General features: G+C 40.0%; 12 protein-coding genes. 11 read left to right on the forward strand and 1 reads right to left on the reverse strand.

Going from position 1 to position 13,314, the window contains the following annotated elements; genetic code table 11:
• Window positions 1–64: 64 nt before the first annotated feature.
• From FZC40_RS00515 to FZC40_RS00565, 11 genes are all read left to right on the forward strand, one after another.
• Entirely contained in the window at window positions 65–1,171 is a 1,107-nt protein-coding gene (locus FZC40_RS00515; RefSeq protein WP_148601994.1) for a uroporphyrinogen decarboxylase family protein, read from the forward strand.
• Window positions 1,172–1,251: 80 nt separating this feature from the next.
• Window positions 1,252–2,334 (forward strand): ABC transporter substrate-binding protein, encoded by a 1,083-nt coding sequence (locus tag FZC40_RS00520; RefSeq protein WP_148601995.1) that lies wholly within the window; start codon window positions 1,252–1,254, stop codon window positions 2,332–2,334.
• Window positions 2,335–2,408: 74 nt separating this feature from the next.
• Complete coding sequence (locus tag FZC40_RS00525; RefSeq protein ID WP_148601996.1) at window positions 2,409–3,212, forward strand: ABC transporter ATP-binding protein; 804 nt, start codon at window positions 2,409–2,411, stop codon at window positions 3,210–3,212.
• Complete coding sequence (locus FZC40_RS00530) at window positions 3,209–4,117, forward strand: ABC transporter permease (RefSeq protein ID WP_148601997.1); 909 nt, start codon at window positions 3,209–3,211, stop codon at window positions 4,115–4,117. Before FZC40_RS00525 ends, FZC40_RS00530 begins: the two co-directional genes overlap by 4 nt.
• Window positions 4,118–4,211: 94 nt before the next feature.
• Entirely contained in the window at window positions 4,212–5,273 is a 1,062-nt protein-coding gene (locus FZC40_RS00535; protein ID WP_148601998.1) for a helix-turn-helix domain-containing protein, read from the forward strand.
• A 23-nt stretch (window positions 5,274–5,296) separates the two neighbouring features.
• Complete coding sequence (locus tag FZC40_RS00540; RefSeq protein ID WP_148601999.1) at window positions 5,297–7,411, forward strand: molybdopterin-containing oxidoreductase family protein; 2,115 nt, start codon at window positions 5,297–5,299, stop codon at window positions 7,409–7,411.
• A 23-nt stretch (window positions 7,412–7,434) separates the two neighbouring features.
• Window positions 7,435–7,941, forward strand: coding sequence for a 4Fe-4S dicluster domain-containing protein (locus tag FZC40_RS00545; protein WP_148602000.1), 507 nt, complete (start codon window positions 7,435–7,437; stop codon window positions 7,939–7,941).
• Window positions 7,942–8,007: 66 nt separating this feature from the next.
• On the forward strand, window positions 8,008–10,131 hold the full coding sequence (locus FZC40_RS00550) for a molybdopterin-containing oxidoreductase family protein (protein ID WP_148602001.1): 2,124 nt from the start codon (window positions 8,008–8,010) through the stop codon (window positions 10,129–10,131).
• A 93-nt stretch (window positions 10,132–10,224) separates the two neighbouring features.
• Window positions 10,225–10,650 (forward strand): DUF4418 family protein, encoded by a 426-nt coding sequence (locus FZC40_RS00555; protein WP_186843622.1) that lies wholly within the window; start codon window positions 10,225–10,227, stop codon window positions 10,648–10,650.
• Window positions 10,651–10,711: 61 nt separating this feature from the next.
• Window positions 10,712–11,845: an ABC transporter permease gene (locus tag FZC40_RS00560; protein WP_148602003.1), complete on the forward strand. Its 1,134-nt coding sequence runs from the start codon at window positions 10,712–10,714 to the stop codon at window positions 11,843–11,845.
• On the forward strand, window positions 11,845–12,495 hold the full coding sequence (locus FZC40_RS00565) for an ABC transporter ATP-binding protein (protein ID WP_148602004.1): 651 nt from the start codon (window positions 11,845–11,847) through the stop codon (window positions 12,493–12,495). Before FZC40_RS00560 ends, FZC40_RS00565 begins: the two co-directional genes overlap by 1 nt.
• A gap of 227 nt (window positions 12,496–12,722) precedes the next feature.
• On the opposite strand, the gene FZC40_RS00570 is transcribed toward FZC40_RS00565, so the two are convergent.
• A complete protein-coding gene (locus tag FZC40_RS00570) occupies window positions 12,723–13,232 on the reverse strand; it encodes a DUF3862 domain-containing protein (RefSeq protein ID WP_148602005.1) in 510 nt (169 codons plus the stop codon).
• Between the last annotated feature and the right edge of the window lie 82 nt (window positions 13,233–13,314).

Here is a 13,314-nt window from a genome sequence, read left to right on the forward strand (position 1 = left end):
ATGAAAAGCATATAAAGCATATATGAATTATATAAAATATGATGAACAAAAAGAGGGAGAATAGATGGCAGAAAAAGATTTAATGACTCCATTAGAACGTGGACAGGCATTGGCAAAAGGACAAGCGGTTGACAGAAACCCGATTATCCTGGCTTATGGCTGCAGTGCAGGAGATTTGCTGAATTTAAAATACAGTGAATGGAGAGAAGACCCAGAGCTTCGGACCAAAGTAATTGTAAATGCTTATCAGGAATTGAGATATGACGGGGTATCCACACAATATGATACAGATGCTTTAGTAGGATTATTCGGAGGGAAGCTCTTTTATAGCGAAATTGGTCCAAATTCGGTAGCGGTAACACCAGTGCAGGATTTAAAGGATTTGAGTATGTTGGATTTGGATTTGGTATGCTCTGAAAAAGATTATACCTTTCAACATACCTATGAAGTATTTCATCGTCTTCAGGATGGATTATCTGACGAAGTAGGTGCAATTGGCATTGGTATTGAAGGTCCCTTTACACTGGCGGCAAGACTGGCAGGAGCAGAGAGATTATTAAGAGGAATATTTAAAACACCGGAGCAGGTGCATAAACTTGTTAAATTTTCAGCAGATGTTTTGGTAAAAGTTCATTCTAAATTCTTAAAAGAAGGAAGTAGTGTAGCCATGATGGATCCGGTAGCCTCAGGAACCATTTTAAGTACGAAAGCTTTTCAAAAATTCTCACTTCCCTATACAAAATATGTGTTTGATGAGGTGAAAAAAATATCTTCAAATGGTATTTCTTACCATGTTTGTGGTGATACAACCCTGAATTTAGAGGTAATGGCAGAGACCGGTGCTAATGCAATCAGTATAGACAATGCCGTAGATTTATCAGTAGCTAAAGCAAGAATTGGGGATAAAGTCGTTCTTGTTGGCAATCTGCCTCCTGTAGAAGTGCTTTATAATGGAACTAAAGAGAGCATTGATCAAGGAATTCGCGAGTGCTTCAAAAAAGGGTATAACAGCTCAAATGGGTTCTTAATTAACACGGGGTGTGCCGTTCCGATTGGAACATCTCGGGAAAATCTGTATCAGTATATGGAAACAGCAAGAGATTGTGCTGCCATTCATGCCAATACATCACTCAATCAGCTTACCCCAGAATCGTTTGACAAACGTTATTAAAAGGTATCAATTTCGCCTTAGATTTGCTGATCGAGGGCTAAAAATAAATGACAAGAAAATAAAAAAGAAAAGGGAAGAAAATGAAAGAAAAGAAAATTAGAAAAAGAACAGTAAGAACAGTGGCAGCATTGGCTCTCACGGCAGTAATCGCGATTAGCACCGTTGCTTGTAGTAGCACCAATGCTGCGACAAAGTCTGATGGAAACTTAAAACCCGTAACCATTGCGTTGGCACCTAGCTCTCCCCGTCCAGCGTTAACAATTTTAGCTGACAAACTTGGTTATTATAAAGATGAGGGAGTGGAAGTAAATCTCGTCTATCTTGATCAGGTTGGTGATATTATCAGTTCTATGGAAACCGGAAAAGTGGATCAATCAGCATTGGCGATAACACCCTATCTGACATCCATCGCTAATGGCTCAGATTTTACTATTTATGGCGGAACAGCTTATGAGGGAGAAAGCTTACTGACTAAAGCAGAAAATGTAGACTACTATAAAGATTTATCTCATTTGGCAGGAAAAAAGATTGCAACCGTTCGAAGCAGTACGGGTGAAATTTTAACGAGAGCTCATCTTAAAGCAGCAGGAGTGGATATTGAGAATGGTTATGAATTAGTAGAATTTACTTCTTATCCGGCTATTGTTGAGGCCATTGCAAGCGGGAATGTTGATGCAGGTTATGTTATTAATGAACTATTGGATAGTGCTCAATCGAGAGGATTAGGTCAAGTTTATAATATTGGACAATTGGAACCCCAATATGTCTGCTGCCGACAAACAGTCAAAACGTCTTCACTGACAGAAAATAGAGAGGCGTATGTACGTGTTCTCAAAGCTAATCTTCGAGCATATAAATTCTGGAAAGAGAATCAGGATGAGACCGTTAAAATTCTAGCTGAATACACTGGTCAAACAGAAGATTATATTCGCAACATAGTTTATAACATTAATGCGACCTTTACGGTAGATCCTAATAAAAATTCAGTTGTTAAATATTATAACTTATTAAAAGAATATAAGTATATCAATTCTGATGTAAAAATTGAAGATCACATTGATACGACAGTGTACAAAGACGCTTTAACACAAACAATAGAAGAAAATCCAAATGATGAAATTTACAAACAGCTTTGGACAGATTATGAAAAAAACGATTTATAATTAGAATCCTATTATTAAGGCGGTTGTAGGCATTTGTCAAACAACCGTCTTATTTATTAAAATGAAGGAGTAGTATGAGCAAAATAGAAATTAAAGATTTATCTTTAGAGTATGGACAAGAGGATAAGACTTTTTTAGCCTTGGATCATATCAATCTAAATATTGAAGAAGGCGAGTTTGTATGTATTCTTGGGCCAAGCGGATGCGGAAAATCAACACTTTTAAGCACCTTGTCAGGATTAAGCGATCCACCCAAAACAGGCGGGGTCTACATTGATGGACAAAAGGTGGAAGGACCCGGAAAATCACGTTCGGTTGTATTTCAGAACTATTCATTACTGCCCTGGAAAACTGCGGCAAATAATATTGTTTTTGCTTTGAATCAGGTGGATAAGAAAGGAAAGAAAGAGGCTAAAAGAGCGTTGGCATTACAGTATCTGAAGAAGGTCGGATTGGAAGGCTTTGAAGATAAGCTCCCTGATGAATTATCAGGTGGAATGAAACAGAGGGTAGCAATTGCCAGAGCGCTAGCAGTTGATCCTGAAATTATCCTTATGGATGAACCATTTGGAGCCATTGATCCCAAAAACAGACTGCAACTCCAGGAATTATTACTAAAATTATGGCAGTCAGAAAAAAAAGCAAAAACGATTGTTTTTATTACCCATGACATTGATGAGGCCGTTTTATTGGCAGACCGGATTGTCTTTATGACACCCAAGAATGTAAGAGCAGATTTAAAGGTGGAATTTCCAAGACCACGGATAAAAGAAGATTTATATAAGAATCAGGATTTTATTTTCTTTCGTAATCACTTAGTTGGATTGTTCTATGCTAATATCGGAGAACAAATTGGTGGAGAGGAAGTAGTGATATGAAAAAGAAACTATTATCCCTTCCCAATTTCCTGTTTATCTTCCTTATATTTGCGTTGCTTACACCGAATGTTCGGGAGACGGATAGCCCAATTGTGTTGATTCTTGTAATTATTGGTATTGAAGTCATCTACATTGCTTATATGATTAAAAATGATGTTTTCCGACAGGGAAAAAATATTGTAACTGTATTATTTGTACTTTTTTTAATCTGGCAGTTGGCAACGAGTAAGTTTAATCTGGTCAATCAAGTTTTATTTCCAGCTCCGGAAAATGTCTTTTATGTATTTGTTACACAGTGGAAATTAATATTAACCGGTATTCTTTCTTCTTTGAGATTATTGGCACTTGGTTTTTTTTATTCTCTTGTTTTTGGAATTAGTCTGGGCTTAATTGTTGGGTGGATCCCTGTTTTAAGAGAAACAATTTATCCAATAGCAAAAGTGTTAAGTCCCATTCCGCCAATTGTCTACACCCCATATGTTATTGCATTGATGCCGACTTTTTCCAGTGCATCGATTCTGGTTATCTTTTTAGGGATATTTTGGCCTACATTTATGAATATGATTAATGGAGTGAGTGCAATTGATAAAAATATTATCGATTCAGCCCGTTCAATGAATGTATCGACACCGACGATGTTATTTAAAATAATATTACCCTATTCATTGCCGGGGATCATGGACGGTTTAACCATCTCGGTTTCCTTCTCATTTATGATTTTGACGGCGGCAGAAATGATTGGGGCGACCTCTGGGCTTGGATATTTTGTACAGAAATTTGCCGCATATAGCGATTATACAAAGGAATTAACTGGAATTATTGTCATCGGTGTTGTCGTAGCAGCGATTAATTACTTATTAAGGGTTGTCCGAAAATTAGTTATAAAATGGAAACCTCTGGTGTAAAGCCAATTTGCAAAATACCTATTGATTTAATTCGAGACAAAAGTTATAATCATATAAAACATATATACATTATATGAATTAATGGGGGGCGGATATGTATCGACTAATCATTGTTGAAGAGAAAGCCGAACTTCTTGAGAAGATATTAAATCTGCAAATATGGAACAAACATTCAGAATTTATCATTCAAGATACGGTACAAGATGGCGAAACGGCCATGGAACTGATCAGGCAGAACCAATATGACTTGGTGATTGCCGAAATTCTGACACCTTTTTATGATGGACTTCAAATTTTAAGCCAAACAAGACAGGAGAATCTCTCACCCTGCGTTGTATTAATGAGTGAATTTGAGAATTTCGCCCATGCGAGACAGGGTATTATTTTTGGCGCATTTGATTATCTCGTACCACCATTTTCGGATGTTTCGATGGGAAGAATCTTAGTACGGGCCAGCGAATTTTTAAGTAATCAGCCAATACGATGTCTCGAATATAGCAGTATGGACAAGGAAAATGATGTCATTGTTATGTTTTTTGAACAGGGAGAAGACAGCGCTTTAAATCTCTTAGAGAAGTTTATCAATCAAATATATGACAATGACAAAAATGATGTGATTCATGCAGAAATTTTGGTAAAGTCGTTATATAACAGTATTATCGAGGAGTGGTACAGAGAATTCCCATGGCTTCATAATTTCATCGCCAAAAAAGCACTTGAAGTGATTGATGATATCCATGATAAAGAGCATGATACTTTGCGAAAGTGCTGTTTCAAAAACATGAAACACTTATTCAAGTATATGACCCAGCTTTACAACAAAACCGATGATGAACTCATTCATAATATGATGGTTTACATTTTAAGCAGTATAACCGATGGCACCTTGAATCAAAAGTGCATCGCCAAGAAATTTTCGGTCAGCAATGCCTATATCAGCAATTTATTTATAGCAAAAACCAATCGCTATTTCAGCGAATATTTCAGCACGGTTAAATTAATCCGAGCTAAATACTTATTGCTAAACAGTGATTTGAAAATATATGAAGTCAGTGCGAGCATCGGATATAAAGACATTAATTATTTTTCAAAAATTTTCAAAACAATGTTTGGAAAACCACCATCAGAATTAAAAAAAGAATATTGCATGTATTAAGAATTAAAGGGGTGTGAGTATCAATGTATGAAATCAGGAAAAGTCATTGCAGTATTTGCTTGAGAAAATGCGGAATCGATGCAACTGTAGAAGATGGAATATTAATAAAGGTTGAAGGGTCCCAGGGTGACGGACCCAGCGGCGGAAATCTTTGTGTTAAGGCATTTGCAAGTAAAGAATATGTTTATCGGGAAGACCGGATTCAGACGCCGCTGAAGCGAGTGGGACCGCGCGGCGAAGGAAAGTTCATCCCCATTTCTTGGGAAGCAGCATATACAGAAATTGCAGATAATTTATTGAAAATCAAGGGCGATGAGGGAGCCGATACGGTTGCCTTTTATACCGGATATTCCAAATGGTATCGGCCCTATCTGCATCGATTAGTTCATTCCTTTGGCACGTTGAATTATGGTTCGGAATCAAGCTCATGCTTCCAGTCCTTTCGGATGGCCCATTTAATCAATGCGGGGACCTTGTCGGAACCGGATATTGGCAATACGGAATTGTTCATGGGTTGGGGATATAACCCCTTTCACAATGGTAACTGTACAAATGTCAAAATTGAGGAGTGGCAGGAAAAGGGCATTCATATCATGGTGATCGATCCGAGAGTGACGCCGGCAGCTTCCTATGCGGATGTGCATCTCAGACCAAGGGTCGGGACCGATGGAGCACTGGCCAATTTCTTCGCACATTACTTAATCGAAAATAAAAAAACAGATGAAGTCTATATTGCAAACTATGTGCATGGCTATGAGGAATACAAAGCGTATGTGTCCCAGTTCACACTGACGGCGACGGCAAAAATAACCGGAATCTCACCGGAAGATTTACTGGAAGCAGCGAAATACGTTGGCCGCCATCATAAAATTGCGTCGCAACTATCCGTGGCTGCGATACCGCATCATATCAATGGGATGCAAAGTTGCCGAGCCATTCTGGCATTATCGGCCATTACCGGTAACTTTGACAGAGAGGGCGGCAATATTCCATCGGTTCATCCGGATTATGACACGGAAACTTATAGTAAGCCCAGGCTGCTGTTTGAAGAATTTATCAACGAAACCCGACCGGTTGATTCAAAACCAAAAATCGGAAGTGAACGGTTTCCCTTATGGTCCGAGCTGATTGAAGAATTTCAGGCAATGGATCTGACCCGAAATATTGAAGAAGGCACACCCTATCCGATCAAAGCATTGGTCGCCTTCGGGTTAAACAGTCGCATGTTTCCAGAGAATTCCAAACTGCTGGAAGCAATCAAGAAGCTGGATTTTTATGTGGATGTCGATTTGTTTTATACCGAAGCGGCAAAATATGCAGACATTGTGCTTCCCGTCTGTACGTCTTTTGAAAGAAGTGAACTGCAGATGGTGGGACCGTGTGTCCGATATACAGAACCGGTTATTGCGTCTTTATTCGAATCGAAATCAGATATCGACATTATCTGTGATTTGGCCAATTATCTGAATTTAGATGATCCTGTTTTGAGAAAAGGTGAAGAGTACTGCGCAAAATACATTTTGCACGATGTGGGAATAACATTAAATAATTTGAAATTATCGCCAGTTCCACTTAAAATACCCGGGAAAAAACCTTATGTTCCCGGTACTTTGTTGGCACGCGGTTTAAAAACACCGACCCATAGGTATGAATTGTACTCGGAAATAATAAAAAAATATGAGCAGGATTATCATTTGAATCCATTGCCGGTTTACTATGAAGCGTTGGATCCTGCAAAGGCAAAGAAATACCCTCTTATCTTGACATCAGGCGGCAGGATCCCCCAGGAATTTCATTCGCGCTTTCAGAAAATGAAATGGACAAAATTACTCAGACCTTACCCGGCACTTGATATTAATCCCAAGGATGCAAAACAGTTAAAGATTAAACAGGATGAAGATATTGAACTAACGACGTCCATTGGAACCATCAAAATAAAAGCTAATCTAACTTACATGGTGCCCGAAAACAATGTGTTTATGTATCAGGATTATGAAGACGCTGATGTGAATAATATTATTAAAAATGATCATTTGGATGCATATTCGGGTTTTCCCGGATATAGAACGGTGAGATGTAAGGTGCAAAAGATAAAAAAGACGGCGAAGCCGGTAGAAAAAAGCAGTAAGATCGGGTGATGCCGAATGAGGAGGTCAAATAATTGGAGATACACTTTAATTTTCATCAGAAATATTGTGTGGGGTGTAACAGCTGCGTGATTGCCTGTATTAATGAAAAAGAATTGGATATTGATGAAGTACTTCCCTTCAGAAAGACGTTTAAAACAGAAAGCAATCGCAAAAACAAGGTGAGAATCAAATATTATTCAACCGGTTGCATGCACTGTCAGGACCCGATTTGTGTGAAAGTTTGCCCGAAAAAGTGTTTTACAATCGACGCGCATACAAAGTTAGTGCAGCTGGACAGTGAAAACTGTGTGGGGTGCAAAAAGTGCTCCGCAAGCTGTGAATTTAAAGCCATCCAGTTTATCGCAGCCGATAAAGCCGCAAAGTGCGATGGCTGTCTGGAAAGAATATTGCTTGGGCAGCTTCCGGCATGTGTAAAAGCCTGCCCAAGGAAAGCCATTACGATCAACGAAAAAAATGAGGTTTTAAAAAATGGATGTGAAAGTTTAAGAAAAGTCGTGCGGAAGCAAAAGAATATTTAGTGAATGATGGAGGAAATAACGTGTTGAAAACAGTCAAAAGTTTATCGGATTGGAGAGGAGTTAAAAATGAGTGAGCTAAAAAAAGCCATTTGCGGCATCTGCCCCGGAGGCTGTGAAATTCAGGCTGAATTACAGGATGGCGTGCTGCTTTCGGTCAAGGCAGCAGAAGACGCACCTTTTGGCAGCCTCTGTGTACGTGGAAAAGCGGCACCTGAAATCATCTATTCACCGGATCGGGTAAAAAAGCCGTTGATCAGAACCGGAAAAAGAGGCGAGGGACGTTTTCGTGAAGCCAGCTGGGATGAGGCGCTGGATTTTGTGGCCGATAAAATCAAGGAAATAAGTGAAGCGTTTGGCCCTCAGGCCATTGCCAGCCACTCCGGAAGAGGTGCATTTGAACAGTCAATGGGAGATTTCTACAATGGTACAGATATGGTGTCCCTGAATCTTCTGCGGGCTTTTGGTTCGCCCAACTCTTCCAGTGTCGGCTCGTTATGTTATGTTTCTTACGGATTACTGGCACCGATCACAACTTTTGGAATTCCGGCTACCGGCTTACTTCCAGATTTTGAGAATAGTAATCTGATTGTTGTATGGGGGGCCAATCCAGTTACCGATTCTCCGCCATTCATGTTTAAACGCATTGTGAAGGCACAGAAAAACGGCAAAAAAATTATTGCGATCGATTCAATGAAAAGCGATATTGCCAACCGGGCGGATCAGTGGGTTGCCGTACGATCCGGAACGGACGGTGCCCTAGCACTGGGCTTAATCAATGTTGTGATCACAGAAGAAATCTACGACCGCGATTTTGTTGAAAACTGGACCGTCGGTTTTGATGACTTAAAAGAGTATGTAAAACAATTTACTCCGGAAGAAGTGGAAAAAATTACTGGCGTATCAAAAGAACAGATCGTGTCTCTCGCCCGTGAAATCGCGACATCAAAACCGGTTACTCTGCGCACTTATACAGGTCTTGAATATAGCAACAGCGGGGTCCAGAATATTCGGGCCGTCTTCATTCTCTGGGCTTTAACCGGAAACCTGGATATCCCAGGCGGTTTGACCATCGCCCTGCCACCTAAACTGCCGATGGAAAAAGTTGATATTCCGCGTCCTTTAATGCAGCCATTCGGCGCTGAAAAATATCCTCTTTTCTATGATATTATCGGGAGTGCGCATTTTCTGGAGTTCCCGAAAGCGGTACTTCAGGCAGATCCATACCCGGTCAAAGCACTGCTCATCAATGGTTCGTCAACTTTAACCTCCTATCCGGAACCGGATATTTACGAAGAGGCCTATAAAAAACTGGATTTACTGGTGGTGATCGACCGCTTTAAAACAAAGGATGCTCTTTTTGCTGATGTCATTCTGCCGGCAACAACCTATTTTGAAAATAATTCGTATCAGCGTTATCCGGGCGGTTATATCCGGCTGCGAAGACGGGTTGTTGAACCGGTGGGCGAAGCGAGGAATGATATCCTGATTTTAGGAGAACTTGCAAAACGATTGGGATTAGGTCATCTTTATCCTCAAAGCGAAGAAGAATTATTGGAAAAAGCTTTTGCGAAAAATCCGGAACTTCTTGAACGTCTGAAAGCGAGCGAGGAAGGGATCCGGCTTCCCGGGCAACCAGCAGAATACCAGAAATACGCAGGTAGATCACTCCGCTCCGACGGTGAGGTTGGCTTCCCAACGCCATCTGGAAAGGTGGAATTGCGGTCTTCACTGTTGGAAAAATATGGTTATGAAGGTTTGCCGATTTATACCGATCCCATTGAAGGACCAAAAGGAGATCAATCGGTTTATCAAGAATACCCCTTGATATTAAGCACCGGAACCAGAATTCAATCCACTTTCCGATCCCAGCATTTAAATATTCCCGGTCTTTTGAAAATTCAGGATAAGCCCCAAGTTTTAATCAATCCGAAAGATGCTGAGAACCGGGGAATAAAACAGGGCGACAAAGTGCTGGTCAGGACCCAAAGAGGTGAAGTGCATTTCTGGGCAAAAGTCACCGAAAAAGTCCTTCCAAACTCCGTGGAAGTCAATCAGGGCGGTGGTACTCCCATTCAGGTGGAAGAATGGCGAAATAGTAATGTCAATCAACTTACTGATTTCAACAACCGGGATTCAATTTCGGGATTTCCTATTTTCAAAGCCCTGCTTTGTCAGATAGAAAAATCCTGAGTGAGGTTGTCTAAATGTGAGATTGCTTAAAAATTACAAAAACCCAATTAGGCATATTGGCCTGGTATATGAAAACAAATGAGGAGAAAAATTATGGAAAGAAAAGTTTCAAAAACGTCAATTATAACGGGAGTTAGTTTTATTATTTATGCATTGGCCTTAACAGTCGGCCCTAATACATTGTATCCGGGTTGTGCTGCAGAAAAGATGATGAAGTGTACGCAGTCACTAAATGTTCTTTTCTGGATTGGCATTGTTTTAGGTATCATTGGAATTGTGAATTTCTTTATCAAGGCTGATATCTATCGGATTGTGGCCAGTGTTGTGGGAATTATCGCAGGCGTTTTTGCTTTTTTAATTCCCACTGTCATAATTGGCGCCTGCTCAATGGCAACGATGCCTTGCCGTGCATTAACCTTACCAGTGATCTATGTATTATCCGGAATTTTTATTGCCGTGACTGTGGTCAATGGCATTTTATTGTTAAGAGCAAGAAAGACGCAAAAGGATAGTGAATAAGCAAAGTTTATTTAGGATTGCACTAAAGAATCTCAGATATAGAATTTACCGGACCGCAACAATGATATTTTTTGTGACACTGCTTGCCTTTACGATGTTTTCGGTATCGATCATTTCCAGAAGCACTGAGAACGGGTTGTCCAGTGTGGTCAATCGACTTGGAGCCGATATCATGGTTGTGCCGGAAGAAGGCGGAGATTCGGTACAGAGTCTGTTATTTCAAGGAATTCCCTGCACTACCTATTTTGACGCCGGAATTGAAGAGAAGATCAAAAATGTGGAGGGCGTCGAGAAGACCTCTCCGCAACTCTATCTGGCAACATTATCCGCCTCCTGCTGCGACAGTCAACTGCAACTGATTGCATTTGATCCAAAGACGGACTTCGTGATTCAGCCATGGTTGAAAAGCAGTCTCCATAACAATTTATCGGCAGGCTCTGTCGTCGTGGGAAGTTCTGTTAATAAAAAGGCGGGAGACACCATTACCTTTTATGGTATTGAATTTAAGGTGGCAGGTCGGATGGAGCGAACGGGAATGGGATATGATAGTTCCGTCTTTTTAAACTTTGAAGATGCCCAAAAGATACTGGAATCGCCAAATATCGAAAAGAATAAAGATTTGAAACAGGTCGACAATATTATCTCGACTGTCGTTGTGGATATCGGAACGAATAGTATTTCAAAAGTTTCCGACCAGATCAAAAAAGAATTGAGTGGAAACTCGGTTGGTGTTTATACATCCGAAACACTGACGCACTCGATCGCAGGTAGTATCGCGAACTTTAAAGACCTAGAAAAGTTCACTGAAGCTATTTCATTTCTTTCGGCTGCAGTGGCATTGCTCAGTTTGTTCGCAATTACGATTAATGAAAGAAAAAAGGAATTTGGAATCCTGCTTTCAATCGGAACCAGACATAAACAGATTTTTCAAATCATTGTCACAGAAGCGACGACGATTACCATATTTGGTGCAATACTGGGTATTGTGATTGGCGCAATTACAGTCTTTCCATTTAGTATCGTGATTAGTCAAAAACTGGCATTGCCTTATTTGCTGCCGGAACTAACAGAGATTGCCGGGCTGGTCATTAAAATACTGGTTATTTCGGTATCAACCGGAATCTGTTCGGCTATATTTGCAACGAAAAGACTCTTGGCATGTGATGCCAGTGAGTTAGTAAAGGAGACGGAGTAATGCTACTTGAAACACAGGATCTTTCTAAAAAGTTCAGGCGTAATGGTCATGAATTTTTTCCGGTCAAGGATATCAATCTTAGTGTAAAAGAGGGGCAGTTGGTTAGTATTTCAGGATCTTCAGGCTGTGGAAAAAGCACCTTACTTAATTTAATAACCGGTATGCTGACGCCGGATTATGGCGCAGTTTATTTTAACAAAGAAAACGTTTTTGAAATGACTGCTGATCGGCATGCAGAATATTTGAACCAGAATATTGCCTATATTATGCAGGGTGATGGACTGCTGCACAATCTTACCCTCTCAGAAAACATTGCCTTGATTCATTGGCTGCATAACAGGGAAAATGTTTCTCCTGAAAAAATTATAAAATTGGCACAGTCTGTTGGAATTGAGCATGTCCTGGATTCTTACCCGGCCCAATTATCGGGAGGCGAGGCAAAACGTGGGGCAATCGTCCGGGCACTGGTAAATCATCCGCAATTAGTTATTGCAGATGAACCCACCAGCAATCTTGATACCGGCAATGCCGAAAAAATTGTGAAAATTCTAAAGAATTTATCCCGTGATGGGACCGCCGTGATTGTCAGTACCCATGATCAGCGATTTTCTGAGATTGTCGATGCGGAATATATCCTGGGAGATTGTTAATATTGACTATTGATATTAAATAACAGCATAAAAAGCTAATAAAAAAACACAGAAATATATCAATTAGAAACGTTGAGTGATGATGATAGTGGCGAGTAAAGCCACAAACAAAGCCCCTGACAGCTGTATAAGAAGCGGTCAGGGGCTTTCTGAAGTTATTTCTAAAGCTTTATGTGAAAATAAAACTAATATCCATTCAACAATGTTTAGAACAGGGGGCTTTTAGATTACTTAAGGCCACTCTGAGTTTTCATTGATAGTACCCCGTTTTGAAAACTCAAAATTACATTGGATCCGTTATCGCCAGATCCTTCAAAGGTATACGCTTGAATATAACGGGTTTCGTTCCCCATGTCTTCTTCATACCCATATGATAAAGTCCCAGGACTACCAACGATCGCTACGATTTCGTCATAGGTCATGCCTTTTTTTATGGTATCAAATTCAGCCAAAGTTATTTGAGGAGTGTTGTCCGGGACAACAATTGCTGGTTGTTGTTCAGTTACTGCTTGTTTAGCAGCTGTTGCCGCAAGTTGCGTGGTCGTTTTTGAATCGGTCATGTAACCGAATAATATCACTATCCAATATCCGAAAACAATGGTTAATATGATTTTGACGGCAAGATTGAACCGTTTGTTTAACCATAAAAATAAAATTCCAATCGGTGGAATAAATACCAAAAATAACATTACAAACCAAATTCTTTGGTAAAATGGTACTTTTATAGTTTCTTCCAAAAATAAGCGCCTTCCTTTTTTGATAATTTCATGTGAATGCCGTTTCGTTTAACGGACCCACTAACTTGATTATAGAACCTTT

The sequence above is a fragment of the Acetobacterium tundrae genome, from assembly GCF_008086615.1.
GTDB lineage: Bacteria > Bacillota > Clostridia > Eubacteriales > Eubacteriaceae > Acetobacterium > Acetobacterium tundrae.